Below are 26,398 nucleotides of genomic sequence, written 5' to 3' on the forward strand. Positions count from 1 at the left end.
TCGGGGGATCACACCCACCTTTATCATGACTCTGAGTAATTGATACTTGGCTATGGGTGATTCGCCGGGTCTCTCGGCCAAGGATCTGTCAACGATCTCCCAAGGATCTTCCTTTGGGTGAGGGTCGAACGGGTGCGGAGCCGGTGGGTCGCCGTCAGGATCACCGCGTCGATGACGGCGCTGGGAGCGCACAGATCCTTGCCCCGCCACAGGGGCGGGTGGTCACCGCCGGTGGAGGAGAGGCGTCGCAGGGCGGCCGCGCCTTTGACCAGCGTGACCGGCGATGCCTGGTAAGGCGCGGCCAGGACGGTGTGCAACGCGTAGGCGGTCTCTTCGGCGGTGCCATTCCAGACGCCCCAGGACCCGTCGGGGCGCTGGGTGGTGTGGACCCACCGGATCGCGCGGGTCACGGCCGCGTCTTCGTCGTCGTCCCCGTAGCGGCTCAGGGCCAAAACGGCGCAGTAGGTGGCGTAGTAGGGGGAGACGTGCCAGGGGTCGTCCCAGTGACCGCTGTGGCGCTGGTGACCGCGCAACCACCGAGTGATCTTGGCGATGGCCGGTGCGTGCCGTGCGCGCCGGTGCGGGTGGAGCGCGATGTGGGAGCCGAACGCCTCCAGCGCGTGGGCGTTGGCGGCGGTCGACGGTAGCGACTCCCCGTGCCAGCCCTGGAAATGGGTGGCGGTCTCGAAGCGCTGCAAGATCTCGATAGGGACGTCCTCGCGCAGGGTGGTGAGGGCGTAGAGCATGGTGCTGGTGGTCTCGCAGGCGCTGGGCAGCCCGGGCGCCGGACCGGTGGCGCCACGGGCGACCGATCGCCGAATACGGTTTCGCAGGGCCGGTGGGACGGCGGCGGCCAACCCTCCGCGCGCCAGTGCCGCGACCACCTGGGCCTGCTCGAACTCGGCCGCGGCCCACAGGCTGGGCACAGGGCCGCCGTGCCGGCGGGCGAAATGGTCGAGCCAGCGCGCGCAGGCGGGGGCGCGCTCGTCGGCGCGCCGGCGGGCCACCCACGCGGCGGTGGCCGCTGGTGAGCCCCCGACCGCTCCGTCGACGGGGTGCAGGGCGGCCGCCCCGCGGTCCGCTTCGCCGGTCGCCTCCAGCAGGTGGCCGGCCGCGGGCCGCGGGCCGGAGGCGCGGGAAGGTGCCGGTTCCCCCGGGCTGAACGCCGGGCGCGCCGGGGCCTGGTGCGGTGCCGGCAGCGGGGAGTGGCGTTCGAGGCGCCGGTGTGCAGCCTGAGGGCGTTCGCAGCGGCACAGCCGCCGGTTGATCTCACCGATCAGGTGCGGCACGAGGGTGCCGGCTCCAAGGGTGCTGGGCGGTCGCCGGGACGGGGCGCCGAGCAGGTCGCGCAGCGCCCGGAGCCCGCGGTCGGCCGCCGCCGCCAGCAGATCCGCGGCATCGGTCCGGCTCTCCGCGTGGATGGACGGGCGGTCCTGGGCGCAGGCCAGATGCAGAAGCGCCTCGGTGGCGCTGAGCGTGGGGACCAGCGCGTCGATCCCGGGTCCGCCCCAGGCGCCGTCCCGCTGTTGCCGGGCCATGAGGTAGTCGATCCGCGCGTGGTGGCCCCACACCCACGGTGCCAGGCGCACCAGCCGGGCCGTCTCGTAGATCGACAAGGACAGGTGCCCGCCTGGGCCGGCGGTGATTCGGGCGAGCAGCCGGTCGGCGTCGGTCGCCTCGGCTGCCGGATCCAATGCCGACACGGCGGCCCTCACCACACTCCTCGGCCAAGACGCGCGCTCGCGGCCGACCCTAACCCGATATCCCCGTCCGGGCAGGCCATTGATGGCTGTCCGATCGGACATTCACGCCTGGCCGGAGACCCGCGAAAATAAAACTCAAATCGGACCTATGGCGCAAGTGGGACAATGTAATTTCCAACTCGGCCTTTTTGGGTCCAGGTGACGCTCACTTCAAGGTTATTGACAATCCAGGGTCATCCGCAGGCATACTCCTTGACAAGAGCGGCGCGTCGCGGGCGAACGGCACCGCTCGAACCCAGCCATGTTCGAAAGGTGGCACCATGGCCAGAAGGTCCGTCTTCGACGACATGATCGTGCGCGGCGAGAAGCTCGGCAACAGGAATTCCAAGGCGCTGCGGAAGACGCTGAGAGTCAAGAAGAAGAAAGGCGGTAAGAAGCGGGCGAAGCGGAACGAGCGGCACATCCGCGAGCTGGCCGGGCAGGTGGCCGCCCTCAGCCAGCAGATCGCCGAGCTGAAGAAGTAGCCGGCGGTTCGAGCACCGCGCCGATGTCGGCTGACGAGCCGGCCCGCACCGGGTAGGGAGAACACGTGCCCGCAGGCAGGGCCGGCCGTACAGCCAAGATCGTGTCCCGAACGGTCGCCGGCGAGGCGGCCCGCAGCGTCCGGGCGCGCCTGGGCTCGCCGCGCGGTTCCAGTGAGCTGCAACAGCAGGAACGGGCGAAGGCCATCCGGTCGATGCTGGAGGACCTGGGGCCGATCTACATCAAGTTCGGGCAGATGATGGCGACCCGGCCTGATTTCGTCCCGCAGCATGTGATGGACGAACTCGCCAACCTCAACGACTGGGCCCGCGTTGAGCCGTTCTCGGTCTTCGAGCCGGTCATCGAGGCCGAGTTCGGAGCGCACTGGCGGTCGCGTTTCCGCCGGATCCATACCGAGCAACCGCTCGGCGCGGCCTCGGTCGCCCAGGTCTATCGAGCCGAGTGGTCCGACGGGCGCCCCTGCGTGCTGAAAGTGCAGCGCCCCGGCAGCTCCGCGGCGATGCTGGGGGACATGGCGGTGCTGCGCAAGCTCGCGGGCCTGATCCACAAGGCCGCCCCGCACTTCTGCGAGGTCGTCGACATCAAGTCGATGCTGGAGGTGCTGTTCACGGCCATGGAGTCCGAGGTGGACTTCACCCGTGAGGCCCGCAACATGAAGGACGCGCGCAAGGCCGTCAAGCGCTTCAAGCAGCTGAAGGTCCCCAAGGTGATCGACGCCGCGCCCCGGGTCCTGGTGCAGACGATGGTCGACGGAACCCCGGTCAACCGGCTGAAGGACGACGAGCTTTCGAACCGCCAGCGCAAGAAGATCGCCTACCAGCTGATGGCCTTCATGTTCCGCGGATACTTCGTCGACCGCGCCTTTCACGCCGACCCCCATCCCGGCAACATCCTCGTCGATCACGACGGAAAGGCGCATCTGATCGACTGGGGGATGTACGGCAAGATCGACCGGACCACGAGCCTGACCATGCTCAGCTCCATGCTGGCGGTCGCCCGCGGCGACGGCGCGGCCATGGCGAGAAACTGGATCAGGATCGGCTCGCTGACGCCTTGGAGCGACAGCACACGTTTCGTCAACGACGTGTGCAACATCATCCCCTACTGGGCGAACGCGTCGTTGCAAGAGCTGAACTTCGGCGTCGCCCTGATGTCGCTGGCCCGCTACGCCACCGAGCGCGGAATCCAGGTCAGCCCCGTCATCTCCTTGATGGGCAAGTCCATGGGGAACATCGAAGGATCGGTGCGGTACGTCTATCCCAAGCTCAAACTCGACAAGGCATTGGGCAACACCCTGCAGGACATCATCCAGGACGTCTTGAAAGAAAGCCTCAGCGGCGAACAGGGCATCCAGTTGCTCCTCGACCTCCTCCACTCGATCAACACCGCTCCCGGACAGTTGCAGGCCGTCCTCAGCGACGTGACCAATCGCCAGATCGGCATCAACACCCGAACCAACCTGGGCGATCCCGTCGCTCCACGGCAGCGTCTCGTGCACAACGTGCCGCTGCGCTCGACGGTCGCCGCGGCCGCGGCCGAGACGATCATCCGGCGCACCCTCGGCGATTGACACCCACCCGGGGCCGCGCACACCCCGATCGTCATCGAGAGTCGACGGTGAGGTGGTCGTGCACCAGGATGTCGGTCGGCAGCGCGCACATGGCCAACGGTCTGGCGTCGGCCTTCCGGCCATTCGCCCAGAGGCGGGTTGAATGTCGGTCCTCGACCATAAGATTCCTCGGGTGGAAAATACGGCACTTGAAGAGAGGTTGCGGGACCATCCCGGCGACCTGGGCTCGTGGCGCCTCTACGGCGACCGGCTCACCGAGCGGGGCGACGCGCGGGGAAGGCTGATCGATCTCGAACTGCGCCGGGCACGCCTCAGCCCCGCTCATCGCGATGCCCTCGAACGCGAGTCCGCGGCGCTGGTGGAGAAGCACCAGGAGAGCTGGGACGCGGCGCTGCCGGCCGGGGTGACCGTCCTTGAACGCCGGTACGGATTCGCCACGAAGGTCGCCGTCGAATGGGCCGAGGGTGCGCCCGTGCTGATCGAGCAGGCCCTGCGGGCCCCCTTCGTGACCGCATTGCGCATCGCGCCGACTTCCGGAGAGAACTGGGATGAGGAGGACTTCGACGATGAACCGAGCTCGACCCCGTCCCTGTCCTACGAGGCCGGGGCCCTCGCGACGCTGAATCTCGGCCGGCTCGTCGAACTCGATCTGTCGTACCTGCGCATGGGCGCGCTCGGTGCCGAGGCCGTCGCCGTCTCGACGTATCTGCGCGTTGGAGCGGCCGAGGTCAAAGCCCTCGCCGGCTCGGCCGCGCAAGAGCGAATCGAGACGCTCGACCTGCGGTACTGCCGCGTCGGGGACGCCGGCCTGGCGGCTCTCGCGGCGTCCCCGAGCTTTGGTGGTGTTCGCCGACTGCACCTCCAGAGCAACGTGCTCAGTGCGAAGTGCGTGTCCTCGCTGCACCGTTTCGAGAAGCTGGCCGAGCTCGACCTGCGCTACAACTCGATCGGCGAGGAGGGGGTGCGGGCCCTGCTCGCGGCGCCGTTCATCGGTTCGCTCAAGCGGTTGCTCCTGTACCGCGCCGATGTCGGAGAAGACGGCGCGAAAATGCTCGCGCAAGCCCCCCAGCTCCCACCCGCGCTCCGCAGCTACTGGAGAAGCCAATGAGCATCGAGCTCCGCGATCGTTTCTTCGCCCTGTCGACCGGCCAGGCCCCTGAGGAGGAGGTCGCCCGGTACCGCGCCGAGGTCGACGCGACCGACGCCGAACCTGTCGCGACGCTCGACGGGCTGGCGATCTCCTGGCACCCGACGGCGCGGTTCAAGGCGGTGCGCTTCGTCGATGCCGAACGGATCGACGAAGGCGTGCGCGAATCGTTCGCCCGGCCCGTTGAGACGGCGCCGTACCTGGCGGCCGTCTTCGCCGATCCGCGCGAGATGTCGTTCCGGACGTTCGAGAACATCCTCCCGCTCGACCGCCTGTTCTCCGGCGTTGCACTGGAACCCGAACTCACCGAGCGCGAGGAGTTCGCCAAGGACGCCTACACCTTCTCGCTGCGGCTCCCGGACTCCGCCCGGGCCTGCCTCGAAGGCCTGGACGCGCTGGACCTCTACGTCCCGCCGCTCAACGCCGGCTCGCGCGGCGGCGACCGTTTCATCTTCCACTCTGCACTGCTCGCCGAAGCGCTCACCCAAGCGGTCGCCAAAGCGATGCCCGAGTCACAGATCGAGGGCTTCTCGCATGTGAACCCCGTGTTCCGGTGCAACCGCTTCGAGCCCGGTGATGCCAACTTCCATCGCCATCTCGATACGCCCTACTACGACGCCGCGCGCAAGCACGTCTCCCGCTACACGGTCCTGCTCTACCTCACCGGCGGCGAGGGCGCGCCGGCCCTCGACCTCACCGGCGGCGCCGCGCTCACCGACATCGCGCCCTTCACCTGCGTGATCTTCGACCAGCGCTACGAGCACGAGGGCGCGCCCTACCTCGAGGGCCGCAAGGTCTTCCTGCGCACCGAACTCATCTTCACCGACCCCCAGGTCACGCACGATCCCGAGATCGGCGCGCTGTTCAGCAAGGCCTGCTACCTGACCGGCGAGAGCGTCTTCGCCCCCGAACTCGCCCGCCACGCCGACGCCTACTACAACCAGGTCGCCGCCGCGCACTGGAACGGCCTCGCACCCGACGCCACGCGCGAGCCGTTCGTCCACAAGCGGTTCCGCGGAGTGGACTTCATCGCCAACGGCTACGACTTCTGGTTCGCCAAGAGCGATGACCGGTCACTGGCCGAGTGCGCCGCGATCACGCTGCTGGACTATTTCAACTGCAAGATCGGTGACACCGCCTTCCGCGACCAGTGCGACTCGGAGGTGATCGAGGCCGACGACACCGACTGGATCCCCGCCTTCCTCAAGGAGCGGAACGGAGAGTCGCCGGTCGTGCCGTTCGACAAGTCCATGCTGTTCCCGGAGCCGGAGAAGCACCTCACCGACGAGCTGCCCTCCTGCGGTTGCGGGATCTGCGGCGGGTTCTTCCTCGGCCCCAATTTCGACACCACGCGCAACGCCGACATCATCGAGGAGTACACGCGCGCACAGGACTCGGCGAAGGCGGACATCATGCCGGCGCCGATCCTGATGATGGGCGAGGACGTCATTCTCGATCCGGACATGTTCGTCGTCGAGGGCGACCGCATCCACGTGCTCGGCAAGGATTCGCTGACGCCGGTGAACTTCGCCTCCTGCCAGGGCGGTCCTCCCGTTCCCCCGGCCGAGAACTTCATCACCACCGCGTCCACAGTCGACGTGGCGCACTTCCTCGTCCCGCCGATTTTGTTCGAGGAGTCCGCCGACTGCTACCACCTGAAGTTCGACTTCTTCCGCAACTCTTGGATGGCGGATCACCAGCAGTCCACCGTGTCCGTCCCGATGATCCGCCCGTTCGAGGACGGCGACATCGACTACGACTGGGAGGACTACGACTACGACGAGGACGACGAAGACGAGGACGACCTCGAAGACGAGGGCAAGGACGAGATCAAGGCCGAGGCCGAATAGTCCTTGCCCCCCCTTCTAGGGATGGCGGGGCGTTTCCCGCTCAGTCGGCCGCGGACAGCTCGGCCATCCGGGCCAGGGCGGTCACCCAGAAGCGCTGCCGTTCCGGGGTCTGCCCGACCAGGTAGGTGGCCCGCAGCTTCGGCGGCAGGTACGGCAGCAGCCGGGCCACCACGTCGAGATGCTTTTCCAGCTGGGACACCTCGGCATTGGAGAACACCTGGTGGACCAGGTCGGTGTCGTCGGTGCCCTCCGAGTTCGTCTCGGCCGCGGCCGACAGCCGGGCTTCCCAGCTCGCGCGGTTCTCGGCGAACTCGGCCAGGCCGATGCGCGGCCGTCCGGCCAGGCGGGCCTCCAGCCCGGACAGCGGCACCGGGGCGTACTCGCCGTCGCCGAGATAGATCAGGCCCGTCTGCAGCGGCATGTCCTCCCGGTGCAGCTTGATCAGCCGTTCCATGGTGCGTTTGGTGATCCAGTCCCGGCCCTCGTCGTCGATGTCGTTCTTCCACCAGTCAAGGACCGTCTCGGCCGTCTCACCGTAGGTCGAGATCAGCCATTCGTTGGCCGGGATGTCGTCCGGATGCACCTCGTAGCTGATCGTGAAGCGGCTGGCCTGGGCCACGTTGTTGCTGGCGACCAGCAGCTTGCGGCCCAGGTGGTACGGCGGGTTCTGCAACGCGATCTGCGCTCGCAGGCCGGGGATCGCGCGCCCGGCGAGCGTCCACTCCTGGGTGATCTCCATCAGCTTGGCGAAGGTCGCCTTGTCCTTCGGCCGGTTGTACTCGTCCCAGACCAGCACCTTGGGCTCGGGGGAGAGCAGCGACCGGGCGAGCATGGCGTCCAGCGAGCCCTCCGGGGTGGGCACCGGCACGCACAGGTCCTCGACGTTGGTCACCGGCAGCGAGAAGTAGACCGGCTCGCGGCCGGTCTCCTCGCGGGCGATCTGCTTGGTGATCTCCGTCTTGCCGCATCCCGGCGGTCCTTGCAGCAGGACGGCCCAGCGGTGGGTCATCGCGGCCCGGAGGATGCGGCGGACCGGGTCGGCCACGGTGGACGGGTTTTTCACCCCGACCGCCGCGGCGATTCCGTTGAGCACTTCCTCAGTGCGGTCCCGGCCGGGCTTGCCGTCCTTCTTCTCCTCGGTCAGCGCCAGCCGCTGGCCGTTCAGCAAAGGCAGCCCCCAGGCCAGCGGAAACCGGGCGCGGGCACAGTCCAGCACATGCTGCAAGGTGCGCGGTGAGAGCAGGTGGCGCAGGTTCGGGCCGAGGGAGGCCCACTGCCGGAACACCTCGCGCAGGTCCCAGTCGGGATACCGCTCGGCCAGCGCCAGCCGCCACGCGGTGTCGTTCGCGGTCAGCCGGATGGTGACCATCCGGTCCAGGATCGCCAGGTCGGACCGTTGCACGCTGGTCTCGGCCAGCGACTCGTTATCGGTGAGGAACACTCCGATACAGCCCAGCTCGCGCAGGTCGTACTCGCCCAGGGTCCAGTTGCAGGCGATCTGCATGAGCTGCGACTGCACAGTGCTGCCGGCCTGCAACGAGTCGTCGATCAGCAGGACGAACGGGTTGCCCGGGACGAGCTGCCGCATGACGAGCTGGCGGAGTACCAGCTCTCCGCTGCGGTCGTCGCGTACCGGGGCGTTGACCAGCAGGTCGTCCGGGGTGAGGTTGGCCGCCGGTACGACCACCAGGGTCGTGCCGGGAAACCGTTTCGGGATGTACGACGTGAACGTGGACGTCTTGCCGATGCCGTGCTCGCCGAAGATCTGCCCGGTCTGCCCGATGGAGATCATCGCGTCGATGAACTTCTCGAGCTTCGCGGTGGGTCCGTCCTCCGGCGGGTCCGGGTACGTGGCGGTCGCTTTCCACTTCCGTCCCGTGGCCGGCCTCCCGCCCTTCGGCGGCGTCTTCCGGTCCGGTCGGGACAGCTCCGTGGCGGTCACTTCTGGGTTCTCCTCGGTCATCGTCCGGACGTGACGCGGTGGCAGGCCATCGGGGGATGGTGCCGGTCCGGCCAGTCGTCGCCGTCGTCGGTGATCAGCCAGATCCATCGGTCGGGGGCCGCGGGCGTGACGTGCGGCGCGTACCCGTCGGTGACCATGATGATCGCGTCGGGTTCCACCTCGAACCGCTTGCCGTCCATCTCCAGCCGGCCCTCGGCGTAGTCGACGACGTTCTGGAAATCGGTGCCGCCCCCGCCCAGCACCCGCTCCCCGGGGACGAACGGCATCACCACGCCGTCGAAGCTGAGCCAGTGGCTCTCCACCCCGTCGGTCTGCCCGACCAGAGTGGTCAGCCACTCGACCACGGAGTCGGGCATGGAGCCCGACGTGTCGAACGCGATCAGCACCACCTTCCTCCGCTCCGGTCCGCGCCGGGTCAGCATCGGGTCGTGGCCCAGCGCGAGCATGATCGCGCCGTGCTTCTTCGGGTAGATCAGGCGGTCGCTCTCGTCCAGCTTCGAGGCGAGCACGTCGGTCAACCACCGCTGCCACCAGTCGACGCGGCGGGTCTTCGGCGTGGTGCCGCGCAGCTTTTCCAAGCCCAGGCTGCCCCACAGCCGACTCAGCCGCTCCCCGCCGTCGGCCGTGCGGTCGGCCAGGTCGAGAAGCTCGTCGCGCGCCGCCGGATTGCGCCGCAGCGCGGCCTGCATCACTTCGCGCAGCACCTCATTGCCCAACTGCTCCACGGCTTCGCCGTCAAGCGGGACGTCCGCCCCATCGCCCGCGCCGCCATGCCCGTGCATGCAGTACCCCCGTCGGGGTTCGCCGAGGGACTTCATCCGGCGCAACTCGCTGTACACCGTGAGGTCGGTTTCACTGAACTCGTCGTACGGGAGCGGGGACAGATTCTGCCGCCGCAGATCTTCTTGGTACGCCTGGTAGACCAGATCCGGGTCGACGCCGACCGGCCCCCGCGAGCCGTCGGCCCCTTCGCGTGCCGGCATCGTGGGCAGGCCGGGTCGTTGCAGCCGCCGCAGGGCGACGTGATTGATGGCCACCTCGGCGGCCAGCCTGAACGCCGGATCGGTGCGCAGCTCCTCGTCCACGTGCAGGTGCCGGTGCATCAGATGCCGGGCCTCGTGGAACAGCACGAACTTGACCCCGTCGAAGTCCAGGTCCATGAAGAAGTACGGGTTGTAGAGCAGGGCGCAACTGCCGTCACCGGTGGCCATCACCGCGGCGGTGGGGATCGCGGTGGTCGGGATGTGGTGGTGGCATTTGGAGTACAGCCAGGAGGTCACCACGCTCTGCCCGACCCCGAAGTCCAGCAACGCGGCCTCCTTGCGCTGCCGCGCCTCTTCCACCACCTCAGGGTCGGCCGGCTCCTCCGCCAGCAGTCGCCGCAGGTCCGCCAGGTGGGGCACCGGCCGGCCCGGACGATCCGGGCGGGTGCGCCCGGCGCCGGCCGTATGGTGATCGGCGGCACTCACCGGAGCGCCCTTACGACGGCGGAGACCGGTCCGGGAAAGCCCGGCGTCCTGAGCAACGGCACCCATGCCTCCAGATTCCCTTGATCTGGACGAGTTCCCTGGTCACCCGCGCCGCCTTCCGGCATGCGGCGCCCCGTGGTGACTCGTCCCGTACCGACCGCAGGCACGATAGCGGGTCGAGGCGACAAACCACGCCGACCCAACCACCGGGTGGCTGAACTTTCGCGAGCCACCTCGACGATCCGTCCGTACCGCTGAGCTGACCCCCTTCAAAGCCACGCGGTACGGCAACCGTCGATCGCAGCGCCGAACACGCTGACTCGCTGTTCAGGTGGCACGCGGTGGTGCGGGGCCGAGGCCCGAACCGGCGACCGCCGTCACCCGAACCCGGATTCGCTGTCACCGCCGTCTGCCACAGTATGCGGTGAAATGATCAACCGGACGCGGAAAGCGGGTTCCCTTGTCGAGCGTGAGCGGCTCCTCGGCCACCGGTCTTCTGAGCGCGGACGTCCTCCAGCGGATCGAGCGGCTGGGCGGTCACATACCCGACGGTTTCCGACCCCGGGAATGGTCGGTGGACACGACCGCGGGCGAGCACGAGGTGCCTGCCGCCGTCCAAGCGCTGCTCGCGGTGGAATGGCCTGCGGGCCAGGGTTTGTGCACCGATGACGAGTTCCGGTGGGAGGTGCACCTGCCGTCGCACGGTGAGGTGGACGCCCTGGTGGTCGAAGACGAGCCGAGGGCCTGGTACGCCATCGGCTATGACGAGGGCCAGTGGTACCTGCTCGTCGACCTCGCCGAGGCGCACACCGACGACTTCCCCGTGTACCGCGTCGATCACGACGGGAGCGACGACGCCGGCAGCCGGCGCCGGCTTTCGTCCGTCCTCGGCGATCTGCGGGTGGTGACCGATCGCATCGTCTTCCCCAGCCGCATCGCGGACGGGGAGGCCGCGGACGAAGCTCTGGTCATCGACGCCGAAGCCCTGGTGAACACGGACCCGCTCACCCTGTTGCCGCTCCTGGACCGGGCGACGACCGAGCAGGACAGGCTGGCCGCCACCGTGTACCGGTCCTCGCTGGCACGGCACCGCGATGCCGACGCCGCGACCCGCCGGCAGATTCTCGCTCTGGACGCGGCGCGCCTCGGCGCGCCCGACCTGTCCCGGAACCTTGCCGATGTGCCGGTTCCGGGCGCGCCGGCGCAGGACTGGACGATCGAGTGGGCCACCGGGGCGAAGCTCGACCACCGGCTGCTGGCGCAGTTGGACGTCGGGGGCCCGCAGGCGATCACCGAGCTGCAGGGCCGGACGGTGGTCGCGACCGTGGACGGCTGGACGCTCCACGTGCACGACCTGGCCACCGGGGAAAGCCTCGTCGAGGCCGGCCTGGAGTGCGACCAGGAGTTCGCGGCGATCGCGCTGGCGGAAATCGACGGACGGTGGATCGCGGTCACGGGCAGCAGCTGCCCCGGCTGCGACCACCATTACAGGTGCGAAGGCCGGATCCAACGGTGGAACCTGGCCGACGGCAATCCGATCGCCGATCCGGTCCGCGCGCACGCCAGGTCGGTGGACGCGCTGGCCGTGACCCGCGTCGACGGCAGGCCGGTCATTCTCAGCGGCGGGCACGACTGCATGCTGCGCATGTGGGACCTGCGTACCGGCGAGCCGATCGGAACGCCGTCGATCGGCCACCGCACTTCGGTGGGGTACGGGGGGATCGCCGCCGTGGCCGTCGGCGAGCTGGACGGGCGGCCGATCGCGGTCACCGGCGCCTGGGACGGCGCCGCGCGAGTGTGGGATCTGGCCGATGGCGGAACGCCGGGGACGATCCTCACGGCCAACACGGACTACCAGTATGAAGACGCCGGGATCTTCCACGTGAGCCTCGGCGAGCTGGACGGCGTTCCGGTCGCGGTGACGAGCGGCGACGACGATGCACGGGCGTGGGACCTGCGGAGCGGGCAGCAGCTCGGCCCGGTGATAACGGACTACTGCAAATGCTCCGACCTGGTTGAAGTCGACGGCCGGCCGGTCGTCGTCACCGTCGATTCCGACGGCTGGGTGCGGAAGTGGGACCTGCGCACCAGGCGGGAACTCGGCTCTGGGGTCAACGTGTTCACGGCGGACCGCCGGATAGTCCGCGCGCTGACCGCGGTGCGGGCGCTGGGACGTGTGGTGGCGGTGGTTCCCGACTACAGGGCGACCGCCGTCGTCGACCTGCTCGCCGAAGCTCCGGGTACGTCTCGCGTCGGTCACACGAACACGATCGAGGCGCTCACCGTCGCCGACTCCGAGGTGGCGGTCACCGGAAGCGAGGACGGCACCGCACGGATCTGGCGCCTGGACGACGGCACCCCCGTGTGCCCGCCTTTGTCCGACCACTGGGTGCGGGTCAAAGCGGTGGCGACGGCGCGTGTCGGAGGCCGCTCCGCCGTGCTGACCTCTGACGGCGACACCATCCGGGTGTGGGACCGGGCGACCGGTGAGCTGTCGCGCGAGATCAAGGCCGAGGGCGGCCACCAAATGCTGACGCTGTCGGCCGCGTACCTGGACGGCCGAGCCGTGGCGGTCACCAAAGGTTACGACGCCCGGGTGCTGACCTGGGACCTGGAAGGTGCGGCACGCGCGGGCCACCCGCCGTTCACCATGCGGAAGGAGTACTCCCGCTCGATGGCGACCGTCGAGCTGGACGGGCGGTATCTCGCCCTGGTCGAGGACGACGGCGCCGTCCGGGTGCTGGACCTGGTGGCCGGTGAGCAGCTGCACACCCTTGATCACGAGGGCGGCGTTCTTGCGATCGCGGTCGCCGGGTCGCGGGAACGCGTGACCGCTGTGACGGCGACGTACCAAGACCTGCAGGTCTGGGACGTGGCCACCGGGACGCGGACCGGCACGCTCGACGCCGGGTGGTCGGTGAGAGCGCTGGCTCTCGCGGACATCGACGGACGCCTCGTCGCCGCCTCCGGTGGAAGCGACGGGACCGTGCGCACTTGGGACTTGGCGGACGGCCGGCCGTACGGTGCGGCGCTGACCTTCCCTGAAGAGGTGAACCGGCTCGCCCTCACAGGCCAAGGCCGCCTGGTCGTCGCCTTCGGCTCGGACCTGGCCGTCTTCTCCCCCCGGAAGTAGGCGCCCCGCTGACCTTCGGCCACCTCGGCTGGTCGTGGCGCGGGAACTGCTGGGCCGCCCGCACGCCCCCTGAACCTCAGCCGGTCATCGCGGGTACGTCCTGCTGTAGGGGACGGTCATCAACTCCATGTTGTGGCCGGTGGGGTCTTCGAAGAAGACGCCGCGGCCGCCGTACTCGTGGTTGATCTCGCCGGGCTTGTGGTGGTGCGGGTCGGCCCAGTAGGTGATGTCGGCCTCCCGGACGCGCGCGAAGGCGGCGTCGAACTCCGCGTCGCTCATCAGGAACGCGTAGTGCTGCGGCTGGATCTCTGCCGCCGGGTCGTCGACGTAGTCCAGCGTGATGCCGTTGGACAGCACGATCGGCAGGAACGGGCCCCACTGGTCCTCGACGGGCAGGTCCAGGATGCCCGCCAGGAAGGCGGCCGACGCGGCCTTGTCGCGGGCGTGGACGATGGTGTGGTTCAACTCGACGCTCATGCGATCATGTTAGTACAACGTTCCAGTTGATGGAACATTGTTCCAAGTGGAGGATTCATGGCCGTGGACCTGCCCGGTGTCGTCCGGCTGCGCGATCGGCGCGAGGCGCTGACCCTGCGGGCGATCCTCACCGCGGCGCGGCGGCTGTTCGCCGAACGCGGCTACGCGCGTACCCCCATCCGGCTCATCGCCAAGGAGGCCGGGGTCGCGCCGCAGACCATCTACGCGCACTTCGGTTCCAAGGCCGGCGTCCTCAACGGCCTGGTCGACCTGATGGACGACGAGGCCGGCATGCCCGACCTGATGGCCGAACTGCAGCACACGGGCGACCCCGTCGAACTGGTCGGCCTGCTCGCCCGGGCCTCCCGCCAGATGCGGGAACGCTGCGGCGACATCATCACGATCCTGATCTCCGGCGCCGCCGTCGACCCCGACATCGCCGCCACCCGGGCGGAGGGCGCCCGGCGCAACCGCCTCGGTGTCGAGATGGTCGTCGAGCGCCTGCGCGGAACCGGCCACCACGTCGCCCCGAAGGCCGCCGACATCGCCGTCGCGCTGATGGGCGACGGCGTCCACGAGAGCCTCGTCGGCGACGCGGGCTGGACGCACGACGACTACGAGGCCTGGCTGAAGCGCACCCTCGTCGCCGCCGTGCTGCGATGACGCGCCGGCAGACGGCAGTCGGCCGGACACCGCGAGGGCTGCCACCCCCGGCGGTGTCCGGCCGGCCGTCATACGGCCCCGCTCAGCTCTTGGCGTCGTCCGCGCCGGAGTAGGCGAGGTGCACCACGCCGGTGGCATCGAAGGTCGTCGAGGACACCAGCTTCAACGGCACGGTCTGGCCCTCGGTGAAGAGCTTCGCGCCATGTCCGACGACGATAGGGTGCACGAGCAGGTGCAGCTCATCGACCAGGCCCTGCTCGAGCATCCAGCGCACCAAGGCGGCGCTGCCCGTCGTGCCGAGCCGGGTGTCGGCCTTCAGCCTGGTCAGCTCCGCCGCCGCATCGCCGTTGATCAACGACGAGTTCTCCCAGGTCGCCTCGGTCAGCGTGTTCGACACGACGTACTTGCGCGCGCTGTTCATGACCTTGGTCATCGGGTCGGCGGGGTCGGCGTTCGGCCAGTAGGAGGCGAACCCCTCGTAGGTGTGCCGGCCGAGCAGGGTGGCCTCGGCCTCGCCCATCAGCCCACCGACGACGGCGCCCATCTGGTCGTCGAAGTAGGGGAAGTGCCAGGTCTCCGGCGACTCGATCACGCCGTCGAGGGAGATGAAGAGGCTGGACTTGATGAATCCCATAGGGATGCTCCTTCGAAAGAGTCCGGGGCGGGCGGCCCTGGACGGGAACCGTCAATCACAGGTCGAACGGCGACCCGGCGGATCGACACGCCGTCGACGCTTTTCCGTGAAAGCCGACGTCATCCAACCAGCTGTTGATCTCCCTCTAACAGGGCATTTCTCGTGATCAGTGCCGCGGCGGCCGGACCCGGCCAGCCGGTTACGCGCTGATGTAGACGTTCTTGGTCTGCAGGAACTCGTACAGACCCTCCTTGCCGCCTTCCCGTCCGAAGCCGCTCTGCTTGTAACCGCCGAACGGGGCGCCGGGCGGCTGCCCGGACACGCCGTTGACGAGCACGGTGCCGGACTGGAAGCGGGGGACGAGGCGGTGCACCCGCGAGACGTCGCGGGTCTGGAGGTAGGTGCCGAGGCCGTACGGGGTCGAGTCGGCCAGCTCGACCGCCTCCTCCTCGCTGTCGAACGGTGTGATCGACAGCACCGGGCCGAAGATCTCCTGCTGTGCGGGCTCGCTGTGCGGGTCCACATCGGCGAGGACGGTCGGCTCGATGAAGTAGCCGTCACGGAAGTCGGGCGCCAGGGTCGACCGCTCGACGCCGCGGCCCCCGGTGACGACCCGGCCGTCCTTGCCCGCGCGGTCGATCACGCCGAGGACGCGGTCGCGGGCGGCCCGATCGACGAGGGGGCCGACGTTCGTGCGCTGGTCGAACGGGTCGCCCACCCGCAGTGCGGCGACGCCCTGCCCGGTGGCCTCGACCACCTGGTCGTACACGTCGCGATGCACCAGCATCCGGGTGGTGAGGTTGCAGCCCTGCCCGGCCAGGGTGGTGCAGGACCCGACCGTCAGAGCGATGGCCCGGCCGAGGTCGGCGTCGGGGAAGACGACGTTCGCCGCCTTGCCCCCCAGTTCCAGGACGACCGGTTTCAGGGTGTGCCGGGCGGCCTCCAGGATCTTCTTGGCGGTCGGGATGCCGCCCGTGAAGGAGATCTTGGCGACGTCCGGGTGGCGGACCAGCCTGTCCCCGGCGTCCGGCCCGCCCGGCAGGACGTGCAGCACTCCCGGGGGAAGGCCCGCCTCCAGGGCGATCTCGGCGAACCGGGCGACGGCGTACGGCGACTGCTCGGGAGCCTTGACGACGACGCAGTTGCCCGCGGCCAAAGCCGGTGCGACCTTCATGCCGACCGAGATGATCGGCCCGTTCCAGGTCAGGATGATGCCGACGACGCCGTACGGTTCCGGGAGCGTGTAGTCGAGGCCCTGGCCCATGCTCGGGCTGGGGGGAATCGTCGCTCCCTCCAGCTTGTCCGCCCAGCCGGCGTAGTACCCGAACCATTTCGTGCAGAGGTATGCCAGCGCCGCCGACGTGGTGGCGGGGACGCCGAGTTCGAGCGTGGCGAGGCGGCTGAGCTCGGGCACCCGGGCTTCCATCAGCTCCTCCACCCGCTGCAGGATGCGCCGGCGCTTGTCCGGTGACATCGCCCGCCACTCGGGGGACGCCTTCTTGGCGGCGGCGACGGCCGCGTCCACTTCCGCCGGGCCGCTGAGCACGACGGTGCCGTTCACGCGGGCCGTCGCGGGGTTGACATGGTCCATCGTGCCTGCGGACGCCCGATCGAGCCATGAGCCGTCGATGAGGGGTCCGGTGACGCCCAGATCGTGCGAGGTGGGTGGGGACACGGTCATTCTTGGTACCGCCTTGTTTCTTCAGGGGCCTGGCGTCGTCGGGCGGGTGGCCGGCAAAGCCGCATGATCTTCAAAGCCGCATGACCCAGCCGCCGTCGACGCTGATCGTCTGGCCGTTGATCCACTCACCGGCCGGGGAGGCCAGCAGGAGCAGCGCGCCCAGCAGGTCTTCGGCGGGCGCCTGCTTCTTGCCCGGAATGCCCGCGGCCAGCGCGGCCCGCGCGGGGTGGTCGGCCGGCAGGCTCCGCATGCCCGGTTCGTTCTCGACCAGGCCGGGGGCGATGGCGTTGACGCTGATGCCCAGCGGGCCGAGGGAGCGGGCGAGGCCGGCGGTGGCGCTGACCAGGGCGAGCTTGCTGATCCCGTAGATGCCGCCGCCCATGAAGGCCGCGGCGGACACCTGGTTGATGATCCGACCGCCGCCGCGCTCGACCATGGACGCCTTGACCGCTCTCGTGCACAGGATGGCGCCCATGACGTTCACCCGCATCACGCGGTCGAACCAGTCGGGCGGGAGTTCGAGGAGGTCGCCCTGGGGGATCTCGGCCATGAGGGCGGCGTTGTTGACCAGGATGTCGATGCCGCCGTGCGCGGCGACCGCGGCTTCGGCCATCGCCGCCGTCGACTCGGGGTCGGTGATGTCGACGCGTACGCCGGTGGCCTGGAAACCGTCGGCCCTCAAGGCCGCGGCGGCCCGTTCGCCGCCGTCGCCGTCGAGGTCGGCCAGCACCACCGCGGCGCCGGCCTCGGCCAGCGCGCGGCCGTAGACCTGGCCGATGGCTCCGGCGCCGCCCGTGATGATGGCGACCTTGCCGTCGAGGCGGAGGCGATCGAGAGTGCTCATGGCGCTTCCTTGAGGAGGTGGGACAGGTAGGCGTCGACGTCGGCTCCGTGTTCGCGGAGTTCGTCGGCGGCCTCCGGGGCGGTGAGGATGAGGAAACGGTCCGCGGCGACGCCGTCGGCGACGATCTCGCCGACGGTCTCGGCGTCGAGGACGGGGAAGCTCGGCCCGCGCGGCGGTGCCGGCTCTCCGTGGAAGGTGATCTGCTCGACGATGTTGGTGGCGACGCCGGCCGGGCACAGGCAGGAGACGCCGATGCCGCGCGGCCGCAGGTACAGCGCGAGCGCTTCGGACAGTCCGACGACCGCGTGCTTGGTAGCGGTGTAGGGCAGCCGGTCGTACCCGTAGGGCAGCAGCCCCGCGGTCGAGGCGGTGTTGACCACGTGTCCCGCCCCCTGCTCCAGCAGCAGCGGCAGGAACACCAGGTTGCTGCGGACGATGCCGAGCAGGTTGATGTCGACGACGCGCTGCCAGGTCTCGAGGGGGATGGCCTCGACCGGACCGACGGCGAGGACGCCGACGTTGTTCATCACCAGGTCGACGCGGCCGAACCGGTCGAGTGCCAGATCGCGCACCGCCTCCAGGTCGCCGAGGCTGGTGACGTCGCAGGTCGCGGCGGTGCCGCGGTCGGCGAGCGGGGCGGCGACGGCGGCCGCGCGGTCGCCGTCGATGTCGGTGACCACGACGCGCGCCCCGCGCCGGGCGAAGGCGTGCGCGGCGGCGCGCCCGATGCCGCTGCCCGCGCCCGTGACGACCGCGACGGCGTTGTCCAGATCGATGCTCATGGGACGCTCGCTTTTCCAGCGGGTGACGGACAGGTGAGTGGCGCGCGAGAGTTGGATTACCGATGATGAGAACGAGGATTACGGTCAACGACTGGCATCAAAACATGCGGCCACGGCGAAGTCAATCGCCTTAGTTTGATGGCGGCCGCATCATCGGGATGCCCGTCCTGGGAGGCGGGTTCGGGGGGTGTGGTGTCGCTGACATTTCCCTGGTGGGTGCGGCATAGCTGCTTTGGTTGGCGCTCTCGGGAGCGGTGATCGTGACGAATCACGGGCCATGCTCCCCTTGTCCGCGAGAGTCACGCGACTTAGAGTTCTGCCACTCGAAGGCAAGTCGGGGCGTCAGAGGAGATGCGCATGGGCGATACAGCCGCCGAGCGGACCTATCGCGAGGTCATGACCCGTGAAGCGCCGCCACCGGCCACGCCGTTCGAGGCGGCGACCCGCGACTTCGTCTTCGGGGAGGTGTGGCCGCGCCCCGGGCTGAGCCGGCGCGACCGCCGCTGGGTGACGCTGACCTGCGTCGGCGCGGCGGACGCACCCGAGCCGATCGACGAGCACGTGTACGCGGCGCTCAACAGCGGGGACATGGACTTGGGCGCGATGCTCGAGTTCGTGCTCCACTTCGCCGTCTACTGCGGCTGGCCGAAGGCGTCGCACGTCGAAGGCGTGATCCGCCGGCAGTGGGCCCGGATCCGGCAGGAGCGCGGCGAGGAGATCGAGGCGCTGCCGTTGCTCGACAACGCCACGCTGGGCCCCGACGACTGGGCGGAACGGCTCAAGCGCGGAGCGGCGGAGTTCGTCGACGTCAATCTCGTCCCGGCGCCGAAAGGCGAGACGCCGTACACCCATGCCGGCATCCTCAACTTCGTCTTCGGGCATGTCTGGCAGCGTCCCGGACTCACCCGCCGCGAGCGCCGCGTCATCACCGTGGCGTGCGTCGCCATCGATGACTCGCCCGTGCCGTTGCGGTCGCACGTCGGTGCCGCGCTGAACTCCGGCGACATCTCCAAGGAGGAGATGGACGAGATCGTGCTCCAGTTCGCCGCCTACTACGGCTTCGCCAAGGGGGAGGCGCTGGGTGGCACCGCCGATGCGATATGGGCCGAGCGAAGCCGCTGAGACCGAGGAGGGCGGGCGTCACGTGACTGAAGTTCAAGTCATTTGACTTACATGCCGCCACTTGGTTACATGACCGCCATGTCAACGCTGGCCTCGACCAAGGCGCAGATCGTCGCCGCCGCCGAGCGCCTCTTCGCCCAGCACGGAATCGAGGGCGTATCGCTCCGCCAGATCGGCGCCGAGGCGGGCAACGGCAACAAGTCGGCCGTCCAGTACCACTTCGGGACGAAGGACCGCCTGCTCCAGGCGATCTTCGAGCACCGGTTGCCCGGCATCTACGGGCGGCGCAGGATACTCATCGCCCAGTACCGCCCGGACGACCTCCAGACGTGGGTCAAGTGCTACGTGCTCCCGATCCTGGAACAGGGCGAGCAGGAGGGCAGCCACTACCTCGCCTTCGTCAACATGCTGCGGCATCACGGCCGCCGGGACGTGTTCGAACGCGTTCCCGAGGAGTTCCTGGCATTGACGCGCGAGTTCTCCGAGCGGGTCGCGGCGCTGCTCCCGCACATTCCCGAGCCCCTGCGGGCGCACCGCATCAGCCAGGCCGTGGTCTTCGGCATCGACGCCGCGTCGCACCGAGAGCACGCCAATGTGAACGGGAACCCGGTGCTGCCCTTCGCCGTGCACGTCGCCGATCTCCTCGACGGCCTGGTGGGATTCCTCCAGGCTCCCGTGTCACCGGTCGCCCGCGCCGTCCTCGACGACACCCCGCTCCAGATGACCTGGTCGCCGTTCCTGTGACCGCGGGGCGCCGTTGAAGGCGGCCAGGCAGAACGCCCACAGGCGCTCGGTGGTGTCCTCGAGGCTCTCGCGGGTGGTGGCGAAGGCGTAGCGGTGGTAGACCGACATCACCAGCTTCATCACGAACCATGAGTCGGCGGCGGGATCGGTCGGCTTGAGCAGGCCCAGCGCGGCCGCCTCGTGCAACTCCTGTTCGATCAGATCCGCGAAGGGCTGGTTGATCCGCGCCATCTCGTCGGGAAAGAGCTGGTGGAGGCGCCAGTGCTCGGCGGTGATGAACCGCGGACCGACATCGCCGTCCTGGTGGTGGTGCAGCGATTCGAGCGTGCTGGTGATGAAGAAGCGCAGGCGCGCGACGGGGTCCGGCAGCCGGCGCGCGGCGGCGTCGGTGCGAGCGGCCTCGGCCATGATCTCTTCTTCGAGGACGGCGAGCAGCAGCCGGTCCTTGTCGGCGAAGTACCGGTAGAAGGTCCGCAGCGCGATCCCGGCCTCCTTCGCCAGCTCCTGGATGGTGAAGGAGGACCCCTTGGCGCGAGTCAGCCGGCGCGCCGCCTCCACGATCTCCCGCACCTGCCGGGCGCTGCGCGTCCGCGACCGCCGGACGGAGGGGGACCGTTCCACTGCCCGCTCATTCGTCGTCAATCCGATGGCGCCTTCTCGTCTCGGGGAGGACGCGACGACCGGGATGATCCGCTCGGCACGCTGCTGTCAAGTGTCGCAGTTCGGCCAGGAGCTCGTCGCGTCGGGCGCGTGGACTCCTCAAAGAGAGACCGATGCAAGGGACTCGTGCTCGGTGACCGCGATCCCGAGACGGCGCAGGAGCGTGCCGGTTATCTCCGGGGCGACCTTCTGAGTGACGCCCCAGAGGTAGAAGCCGTAGAGGATGCCCCGGCGGAAGCCCAGCCAGACGTCGTCCCAGGACGGGGGGTCGATTCCGTTGGCGCGAAGACTGTCGAGGTAGTGGCGGAGGAGGTCCTTCTCGGTTCGCCGCCTGTCCTCCACCGTAAGAGTGGAGACGATGTGGTAGCCGACGTCGAGGTACCAGGGTCCGCGCTGTACCAGCTGCCAGTCGACGAGCGAGGGTCGCCGGTCTCCGTCGAGGTAGAGGTTGCCGACGTGGGCGTCTCCGTGGATCACCGACCACGGCGACGCGGTGAGCGTCTGCTCGGTGAGCGCCCGATACGCCGAATACAGCCGTTCGGCGTCGCGGACCTCGTCCGGCACCCCCGCGCCGATATCGCTCTCGAAGTTGGCGCGGAGCTCCTTGACGCCGCGGTGCACGAGAAGGGCGCCGAGCCGCGGCGCCAGCCAGTCGGCCGCGGCGGCCGTGGCGTCGCCCCAGGTCGCGGCGTGCAGCTTGGCGAACTCGGCGAGGCTCTGGGACGTCTGTTCCGGCGTGTAGTCGCTGGTGGCGTCGAGGAACGTGCCGCCCTGGGTGACGGCGTCCTCGGTGATGACCACGCCGTGCTGCGTCTCGGGGTCGATGTCGGCGTACACGCTGCGCAGGGTCCGCACGCCGCTCGTGCCCGCGAGGTGACGGTAGAAGGACACTTCGGGGATTCCGGTTTGACGGGCGTACCAGGTGCCGATGTCGGAGAAGTAGCCCTTGCCGCACAGGTCCGGCGACAACCCGCTGGGGAGGCCGCCCTCGCATTCGATGTGGAAACGGACGTTGGTCGACACGCGGCTCACCACGGGCCCGGGGGTGACGTCCGTGACCCGGATTCCCGGAAAGCGCGGCGCGAGCGCCGAACTGAGCCATTCCGGCGACATCAGTTCCGTCACGGTGCTGGGCACTGGCACGGTGGTCTGGTTCGGCATTGCCTTCCTTTCAGGCGGTCGCCTGCTTGGGATCGAGGCCGGGCGCGGGTGCCGGCGCACACGTCCCGCATGATCTGCTCGCAGCGGTCCAGGATCTGCCCCGTGAACACCTCCCGCCGGTACCTGGGTGTGAAGACCAAGTGCGCATGCAGGGTGTGGACGCCTGGCCCGGGACGACGCTGCGGCCCCTGCGTACATCGGGGTTTCGGTGCCCATCGAGGTGACATGGATGGATTTTGGGATCTGTGGGTGCCGTAACGCTAACGGAGAGTAATCAGCGGTCAGTTGCGGGACGGCATGTGGTTCCTGATCGGCACCCTGGAGATCCCCGAGCCCGAACAGATCGAACCGGCCGACTGGATCGGGGTGGACCGGGGCGTGGTGAACCTGGCCACCACCTCCGACGGGGACAACCACCAGGGCCGCCGCCTTTGCCGCTATCGGCGGTGGCAGGCCCGCAAACGCGCCGAACTCCAGGCCCGCAAGTCCCGCTCGGCCAAGCAGTTGCTGCGCAAGCGGGCGCGCCGGGAGGCCCGGCACGCCGCCCATGTGAACCACAAGATTGCCAAGAAGGTCGTTGCTGTCGCCGCACGCACCGAGCGTGGGATCGCCCTGGAAGAACTGGGCGGGATCCGCGATCGGGTCACGGTTCCCCGCGACCAGCGAGCACGACTTTCCCATTGGCCGTTCCACCAGCTGGGCGAGTTCATCGCCTACAAGGCCCGCCTCAAGGGCGTGCCGGTGATCAAGGTGGACGCCCATTACACGTCCCAGAGGTGTCCCGTGCCGTGGTGCGGGCACCTCGAGCGGGCCAACCGGCCTGACCGGGACACCTTCTGTTGCCGTCGGTGCGGGTTCGCCGGCCCCGCCGACGTCGTCGCCGGGATCAACGTGCGCAACCGCGCACGCTCGGCGTGGGTATTTGTCAACATGCCCGACCCGGCCCCCACATAGGGACGCGGGTGGATGTGACCCCGGCGCGCCAGCCAGTCGTGAAAGGGGAGCATAAGCGGAGCCCTCCCGGACCGAGTCAAACAAGCTCGGCCCTCAGGGCCGAGTAGTTGACGGCTGCTGCGGGAAGACTCGTCGTCCGGTGTCGGTGTCGGTGATGGTGATGGCCTCGACCGGGCACGACTCGGCGGCGTCCAGCACCGCCTCGGACGCCGGCAGCGGCTCGGCCGTCGCGCGTCCCTTTCCTCTCTCGTCCAGGTCCAGCTCGCCGGGAGCGGTGGCGGCGCACAGGCCCGTCCCGACACAGAGGTGCCGGTCGAACGTGACCGTCCAGCGGTCGGTCATCGGTGCCTCCTTTCAGCCGATGACGAGCGGCAGCGTCTTCCAGCCGCGGACGGTCGAGGTCTGTGCCAGTTCGGCGTCGTCCCAGTCCACGTCCCAGTCCGGGAAGTTCTTCAGGATCTCCTCCGCCGCGACGCGGCCCTCCAGCCGGGCCAGTGCCGCGCCCAGGCAGTAGTGCGCGCCGACGCCGAAGGTCATGTGCTGGGAGACTCGGTGGACGTCGAAGCGGTCGGGGTCGGTGAAGCGCTCGGGGTCGCGGTTCGCGGCGGCCGCGATGAAGAGCATGGCGCTGCCGGCCGGCACGGTCTCGCCGTGCACCTCCACGTCGACGGCCACATAGCGGGCCGTGAAGGGGCTGGTCGGCTCGAAGCGCAGGATCTCCTCGATGGCGTTGGGGATGAGGGAGGGGTCGGCCGCGAGTTCGCGGCGCTGCGCGGGATAGCGGGCCATCAGCGCGCCGAACCACCCGATGAGGCGTCCCGTCGTCTCGTTCCCGGCACCGGCGATCACCGAGCAGTAGGTGAGGACCTCGTCGTCGGTGAGCGTGCGGGTGACCCCGTTCTCGTCCTCGAACTCGGCGTTCATCAATTCCGTCATGAGGTCGTCCGAGGGATGCTCCTTGCGCCACTCGAGGTAGTCCCGGTACGCCTCGATGTTGAGGATCTCGCCCTCTCTCGGGTTCATCTTCTCGCGGCCCTCGGTGCTCAGCACGGCGTCCACCCTGTCGCGGATGGCCGGCTGGTCGGGCTCTGGAATGCCGAGCAGCATGCCGATGACGCGCATCGGCATCTCGGCGCCGACGGCCTCGATGAGGTCGAACCGGTCGCTTCCGATCACCGGTTCCAGGGTCCGCTCGCAGTAGGCCCGGATCTGCGGTTCGAGCAGGGCGATCCGGCGCGGGGTGAAGACGCGTGCGAGCAGGCGGCGGTGGATGTCGTGGACGGGCGGGTCCTCCATGATGAGGGTGCCCGGGGGCCACTCGATGCCCGACTGGACCAGTTCGAGGATGTCGCCGCGGACGGAGGGGTAGGTGCGCCAGTCCGCGAGGCCGCGCTGGCAGTCGGCGTACCGCGTGAGCGCGTAGAAGTCGTGCTTGTCGTTGCGGTAGAGCGGTGCCTCCTCCCGCATCCGCTGGAAGATGGGGTAGGGGTTGAGGACGAGTGAGGGGTCGTAGGGGTCCCAGTACAGCTCGTCGACGGTGCTCATGAACTCGCCTCCTGTTGAAGGGCGGGCGTCGGTCGGTGGCCTACTTGAGGAGCGCTCCCGCGTCGATCGGGAGTGTCACGCCGGTGAGGAAGCGGCCCTCGTCCGAGGCCAGGTAGACGACCGCGTTGCTGATGTCGAGCGGCTCCACCCACGGGGTGGGCAGGAGGTGCATGCCCTGCGACACCGCCGCGAAGTCGTCGATGGTCGGGTTCTCCAGGTCGGGGCGGAACATGCGGTAGGTGCCCTCGTGCATCACCATCGGCGTGTTCACCTGGCTGGGGTGCAGCGTGTTGACCCGGATGTTGTGCGGGCCCAGCTCCCACGCCAGGGTCCGCATCAGGCCCACCACGCCGTGCTTGGCGGCGATGTAGTGGCCGATGTTGGCATGGCCCTTGAGCCCTCCGACGGAGCTGGTCAGGATGATCGTCCCGCCGCGGCCGCCGGCGAGGATGTGCGGGGTCGACACCCTGGTGGTGAGCCACACGCCGGTCAGGTTGACGTCGATCATGTCGCGCCAGGTCTTCTCGGTCATCTTGTGGAGCACGGTGCCGTCGCTGCCGAGACCGGCGTTGGCGACGACGATGTCCAGGCGCCCGAGCTCGGTCACGCCGTCGTCCACCGCCGCCTTGAGCGCGTCGTGGTCGCGCACGTCCGCCCGCACGGCGACGATGCGGCGGCCCAGCGCCTTCACCTGCGCGACCGTCTCGTCCAGGTCCTCGGGGGTCGACATCGGGAAGGTCACGCCGTCGAGTTGCGCGCAGACGTCCACGGCGATGATGTCGGCGCCCTCCTCGGCCAGCCGCACCGCGTGGCTGCGGCCCTGGCCGCGCGCCGCACCGGTGATGAAGGCGACCTTGCCTTCGACTCGTCCAGGCATGGGAGACCTCGTTTCCTGAGTTGATCAGCTCGTGGGGGGTGCTGCCGAACCGATGCGGACGGGGGCGTGCCGCCCTCGCCGCCGGCAGGGGGAGACGTTCGGTCTCCACGACGCGCGGTGGCCGCCGGGATCCCCGTGCCAGGGGACCGCGGTGATGCTGAACAACTGTGTAACACGGCGCTTCAGGCAGGGTCAACCATGGTCCGGGCGCGACTTGCGCTCGCTTACTTCGCCTTCTCGGGCGGAGCGGGCGGGCCGTCGATCTGGAGCAGGGACCGCTCGATCAGGTCGAGCGTCTCGGCATGGCCGGTGGTGAGCCCCATGGCCCGTTCCATGACGAAGATCCGGGAGATGGCCGAGATCACCACCAGGATGGCGAGCGGGTGCAGGTCGTCGGCGTCGATCCCGCGCTCTTCCAGGTACCCGGTGAGGGACTCGATCTGAGCGTTGCGAAACCGCTCCGCGTAATCGGCGAGCTCCTGGCGGATCACCTTGCGGTGGTTGGAGAGGGCCGTGAACTCCATCATCAGCGTCGCGCCGGCGGGATGGCTGCTGTACTTCCACAGGGCCCGCAGCGGCTGGTCGGATTCGAGGGCGCGGGACTGCAGCGCGAACTCCTGCTCGGCGCGCCGCCGGAGCACGGCGAGGAAGAGCTCGTCCAGTGACGGGAAGTAGTAGTTGACCAGCGCCGGCGTGACGTCCGCCTCCCTCGCCACCCGCCGGATCCCGACGGCGGCATAGCCCTCGTCGAGCATCAGCCGTTCGGCGGTGTCCAGGAGGAGGAAGCGAGTCTTCGAGCTCTCGGTGCCCCTGCGGCGAGGTGAGGTCATGCCTGCCATTGTTCCTTGACGGTTCACTTGGGGCGATGCTACACAG

Annotated in this window: 24 protein-coding genes and 1 pseudogene; 10 read left to right on the top strand and 15 right to left on the bottom strand. The window is 69.1% G+C overall.

Features of this window, described 5'->3' with window-relative positions; translation table 11 throughout:
- Positions 1–50 precede the first annotated feature (50 nt).
- On the bottom strand, positions 51–1,715 hold the full coding sequence (locus ABD340_RS35090) for a prenyltransferase/squalene oxidase repeat-containing protein (protein WP_344594935.1): 1,665 nt from the start codon (positions 1,713–1,715) through the stop codon (positions 51–53).
- A 308-nt stretch (positions 1,716–2,023) separates the two neighbouring features.
- Here ABD340_RS35090 and ABD340_RS35095 point away from each other — a divergent pair, with 308 nt between their 5' ends.
- The 4 genes from ABD340_RS35095 (at position 2,024) to ABD340_RS35110 (ending at position 6,813) form a co-directional block, all read left to right on the top strand.
- Entirely contained in the window at positions 2,024–2,227 is a 204-nt protein-coding gene (locus ABD340_RS35095) for a hypothetical protein (protein WP_344594936.1), read from the top strand.
- A 65-nt stretch (positions 2,228–2,292) separates the two neighbouring features.
- Positions 2,293–3,816 (top strand): ABC1 kinase family protein, encoded by a 1,524-nt coding sequence (locus ABD340_RS35100; protein ID WP_344594938.1) that lies wholly within the window; start codon positions 2,293–2,295, stop codon positions 3,814–3,816.
- Positions 3,817–3,958: 142 nt separating this feature from the next.
- A complete protein-coding gene (locus tag ABD340_RS35105; RefSeq protein ID WP_344594940.1) occupies positions 3,959–4,924 on the top strand; it encodes a leucine-rich repeat domain-containing protein in 966 nt (321 codons plus the stop codon).
- Positions 4,921–6,813 carry a hypothetical protein gene (locus ABD340_RS35110; RefSeq protein WP_344594941.1) on the top strand — a complete coding sequence of 631 codons (1,893 nt, stop codon included), beginning with the start codon at positions 4,921–4,923 and terminating at the stop codon, positions 6,811–6,813. Before ABD340_RS35105 ends, ABD340_RS35110 begins: the two co-directional genes overlap by 4 nt.
- A gap of 40 nt (positions 6,814–6,853) precedes the next feature.
- Here the strand turns inward: ABD340_RS35110 and ABD340_RS35115 are convergent, their stop codons facing one another.
- Together ABD340_RS35115 and ABD340_RS35120 are read right to left on the bottom strand one after the other, a co-directional pair.
- Positions 6,854–8,776, bottom strand: a complete 1,923-nt coding sequence (locus ABD340_RS35115) for an ATP-binding protein (protein ID WP_344594942.1) — start codon at positions 8,774–8,776, stop codon at positions 6,854–6,856.
- On the bottom strand, positions 8,773–10,245 hold the full coding sequence (locus tag ABD340_RS35120) for a DUF2201 family putative metallopeptidase (protein ID WP_344594943.1): 1,473 nt from the start codon (positions 10,243–10,245) through the stop codon (positions 8,773–8,775). The genes ABD340_RS35115 and ABD340_RS35120 overlap by 4 nt, the downstream gene beginning before the upstream one ends.
- Before the next feature lie 469 nt (positions 10,246–10,714).
- On the opposite strand from ABD340_RS35120, the gene ABD340_RS35125 reads away from it, so the two are divergent.
- Positions 10,715–13,378: a WD40 repeat domain-containing protein gene (locus tag ABD340_RS35125; protein ID WP_344594944.1), complete on the top strand. Its 2,664-nt coding sequence runs from the start codon at positions 10,715–10,717 to the stop codon at positions 13,376–13,378.
- Positions 13,379–13,462: 84 nt separating this feature from the next.
- Here the strand turns inward: ABD340_RS35125 and ABD340_RS35130 are convergent, their stop codons facing one another.
- The gene (locus tag ABD340_RS35130; protein ID WP_344594946.1) at positions 13,463–13,855 is read right to left on the bottom strand and encodes a VOC family protein; all 393 of its coding nucleotides are present in this window, start codon (positions 13,853–13,855) and stop codon (positions 13,463–13,465) included.
- Positions 13,856–13,912: 57 nt separating this feature from the next.
- Between ABD340_RS35130 and ABD340_RS35135 the strand changes: the two genes are divergently transcribed.
- Positions 13,913–14,518 carry a TetR/AcrR family transcriptional regulator gene (locus ABD340_RS35135; protein ID WP_344594947.1) on the top strand — a complete coding sequence of 202 codons (606 nt, stop codon included), beginning with the start codon at positions 13,913–13,915 and terminating at the stop codon, positions 14,516–14,518.
- Positions 14,519–14,600: 82 nt separating this feature from the next.
- Here ABD340_RS35135 and ABD340_RS35140 read toward each other — a convergent pair whose 3' ends face one another.
- The 4 genes from ABD340_RS35140 to ABD340_RS35155 form a co-directional block, all read right to left on the bottom strand.
- Positions 14,601–15,152 carry a dihydrofolate reductase family protein gene (locus ABD340_RS35140; protein ID WP_344594949.1) on the bottom strand — a complete coding sequence of 184 codons (552 nt, stop codon included), beginning with the start codon at positions 15,150–15,152 and terminating at the stop codon, positions 14,601–14,603.
- A 199-nt stretch (positions 15,153–15,351) separates the two neighbouring features.
- A complete protein-coding gene (locus ABD340_RS35145) occupies positions 15,352–16,833 on the bottom strand; it encodes an aldehyde dehydrogenase family protein (protein WP_344594950.1) in 1,482 nt (493 codons plus the stop codon).
- A gap of 70 nt (positions 16,834–16,903) precedes the next feature.
- On the bottom strand, positions 16,904–17,677 hold the full coding sequence (locus ABD340_RS35150; RefSeq protein WP_344594952.1) for an SDR family oxidoreductase: 774 nt from the start codon (positions 17,675–17,677) through the stop codon (positions 16,904–16,906).
- On the bottom strand, positions 17,674–18,459 hold the full coding sequence (locus ABD340_RS35155; protein WP_344594954.1) for an SDR family oxidoreductase: 786 nt from the start codon (positions 18,457–18,459) through the stop codon (positions 17,674–17,676). Before ABD340_RS35155 ends, ABD340_RS35150 begins: the two co-directional genes overlap by 4 nt.
- A gap of 357 nt (positions 18,460–18,816) precedes the next feature.
- On the opposite strand from ABD340_RS35155, the gene ABD340_RS35160 reads away from it, so the two are divergent.
- Entirely contained in the window at positions 18,817–19,581 is a 765-nt protein-coding gene (locus ABD340_RS35160) for a carboxymuconolactone decarboxylase family protein (RefSeq protein ID WP_344594955.1), read from the top strand.
- A gap of 69 nt (positions 19,582–19,650) precedes the next feature.
- Positions 19,651–20,325: a TetR/AcrR family transcriptional regulator gene (locus ABD340_RS35165; protein WP_344594956.1), complete on the top strand. Its 675-nt coding sequence runs from the start codon at positions 19,651–19,653 to the stop codon at positions 20,323–20,325.
- Here the strand turns inward: ABD340_RS35165 and ABD340_RS35170 are convergent.
- Complete coding sequence (locus tag ABD340_RS35170; protein WP_344594958.1) at positions 20,260–20,946, bottom strand: TetR/AcrR family transcriptional regulator; 687 nt, start codon at positions 20,944–20,946, stop codon at positions 20,260–20,262. The two genes, ABD340_RS35165 and ABD340_RS35170, sit on opposite strands and share 66 nt — an antisense overlap.
- Before the next feature lie 138 nt (positions 20,947–21,084).
- Complete coding sequence (locus tag ABD340_RS35175) at positions 21,085–22,008, bottom strand: phosphotransferase family protein (protein WP_344594959.1); 924 nt, start codon at positions 22,006–22,008, stop codon at positions 21,085–21,087.
- Between the two features lie 31 nt (positions 22,009–22,039).
- Here ABD340_RS35175 and ABD340_RS35180 point away from each other — a divergent pair, with 31 nt between their 5' ends.
- Positions 22,040–22,219: a hypothetical protein gene (locus ABD340_RS35180; protein WP_344595068.1), complete on the top strand. Its 180-nt coding sequence runs from the start codon at positions 22,040–22,042 to the stop codon at positions 22,217–22,219.
- 31 nt (positions 22,220–22,250) lie between these two features.
- On the opposite strand, the pseudogene ABD340_RS48185 reads toward ABD340_RS35180, so the two are convergent.
- Positions 22,251–22,373: pseudogene (locus ABD340_RS48185) on the bottom strand (hypothetical protein); the annotation flags it as partial.
- Between the two features lie 58 nt (positions 22,374–22,431).
- Here ABD340_RS48185 and ABD340_RS35190 point away from each other — a divergent pair.
- Complete coding sequence (locus tag ABD340_RS35190) at positions 22,432–23,100, top strand: RNA-guided endonuclease InsQ/TnpB family protein (protein WP_344594961.1); 669 nt, start codon at positions 22,432–22,434, stop codon at positions 23,098–23,100.
- 93 nt (positions 23,101–23,193) lie between these two features.
- Here ABD340_RS35190 and ABD340_RS35195 read toward each other — a convergent pair whose 3' ends face one another.
- The 4 genes from ABD340_RS35195 to ABD340_RS35210 all read right to left on the bottom strand — a co-directional run bounded on the left by ABD340_RS35195 (position 23,194) and on the right by ABD340_RS35210 (position 26,352).
- Complete coding sequence (locus ABD340_RS35195) at positions 23,194–23,442, bottom strand: ferredoxin (RefSeq protein ID WP_344594963.1); 249 nt, start codon at positions 23,440–23,442, stop codon at positions 23,194–23,196.
- 12 nt (positions 23,443–23,454) lie between these two features.
- On the bottom strand, positions 23,455–24,645 hold the full coding sequence (locus tag ABD340_RS35200; protein ID WP_344594965.1) for a cytochrome P450: 1,191 nt from the start codon (positions 24,643–24,645) through the stop codon (positions 23,455–23,457).
- Between the two features lie 40 nt (positions 24,646–24,685).
- Positions 24,686–25,522, bottom strand: a complete 837-nt coding sequence (locus ABD340_RS35205) for a mycofactocin-coupled SDR family oxidoreductase (protein ID WP_344594966.1) — start codon at positions 25,520–25,522, stop codon at positions 24,686–24,688.
- Between the two features lie 224 nt (positions 25,523–25,746).
- The gene (locus tag ABD340_RS35210) at positions 25,747–26,352 is read right to left on the bottom strand and encodes a TetR/AcrR family transcriptional regulator (RefSeq protein WP_344594968.1); all 606 of its coding nucleotides are present in this window, start codon (positions 26,350–26,352) and stop codon (positions 25,747–25,749) included.
- Positions 26,353–26,398 lie beyond the last annotated feature (46 nt).

Origin of the sequence: Actinomadura vinacea (genome assembly GCF_039532545.1) — a bacterium.
GTDB lineage: Bacteria > Actinomycetota > Actinomycetes > Streptosporangiales > Streptosporangiaceae > Spirillospora > Spirillospora vinacea.

Excerpts from the sequence above, each read along its gene's own strand:
- ABD340_RS35095 (WP_344594936.1), top strand. The coding sequence starts at position 2,024 with ATGGCCAGAAGGTCCGTCTTCGACGACATGATCGTGCGCGGCGAGAAG.
- ABD340_RS35105 (WP_344594940.1), top strand. The coding sequence starts at position 3,959 with ATGTCGGTCCTCGACCATAAGATTCCTCGGGTGGAAAATACGGCACTT.
- ABD340_RS35110 (WP_344594941.1), top strand. The coding sequence starts at position 4,921 with ATGAGCATCGAGCTCCGCGATCGTTTCTTCGCCCTGTCGACCGGCCAG.
- ABD340_RS35115 (WP_344594942.1), bottom strand. The coding sequence starts at position 8,776 with ATGACCGAGGAGAACCCAGAAGTGACCGCCACGGAGCTGTCCCGACCG.
- ABD340_RS35130 (WP_344594946.1), bottom strand. The coding sequence starts at position 13,855 with ATGAGCGTCGAGTTGAACCACACCATCGTCCACGCCCGCGACAAGGCC.
- ABD340_RS35135 (WP_344594947.1), top strand. The coding sequence starts at position 13,913 with ATGGCCGTGGACCTGCCCGGTGTCGTCCGGCTGCGCGATCGGCGCGAG.
- ABD340_RS35140 (WP_344594949.1), bottom strand. The coding sequence starts at position 15,152 with ATGGGATTCATCAAGTCCAGCCTCTTCATCTCCCTCGACGGCGTGATC.
- ABD340_RS35145 (WP_344594950.1), bottom strand. The coding sequence starts at position 16,833 with ATGACCGTGTCCCCACCCACCTCGCACGATCTGGGCGTCACCGGACCC.
- ABD340_RS35150 (WP_344594952.1), bottom strand. The coding sequence starts at position 17,677 with ATGAGCACTCTCGATCGCCTCCGCCTCGACGGCAAGGTCGCCATCATC.
- ABD340_RS35155 (WP_344594954.1), bottom strand. The coding sequence starts at position 18,459 with ATGAGCATCGATCTGGACAACGCCGTCGCGGTCGTCACGGGCGCGGGC.
- ABD340_RS35160 (WP_344594955.1), top strand. The coding sequence starts at position 18,817 with ATGGGCGATACAGCCGCCGAGCGGACCTATCGCGAGGTCATGACCCGT.
- ABD340_RS35165 (WP_344594956.1), top strand. The coding sequence starts at position 19,651 with ATGACCGCCATGTCAACGCTGGCCTCGACCAAGGCGCAGATCGTCGCC.
- ABD340_RS35195 (WP_344594963.1), bottom strand. The coding sequence starts at position 23,442 with ATGACCGACCGCTGGACGGTCACGTTCGACCGGCACCTCTGTGTCGGG.
- ABD340_RS35200 (WP_344594965.1), bottom strand. The coding sequence starts at position 24,645 with ATGAGCACCGTCGACGAGCTGTACTGGGACCCCTACGACCCCTCACTC.
- ABD340_RS35205 (WP_344594966.1), bottom strand. The coding sequence starts at position 25,522 with ATGCCTGGACGAGTCGAAGGCAAGGTCGCCTTCATCACCGGTGCGGCG.
- ABD340_RS35210 (WP_344594968.1), bottom strand. The coding sequence starts at position 26,352 with ATGACCTCACCTCGCCGCAGGGGCACCGAGAGCTCGAAGACTCGCTTC.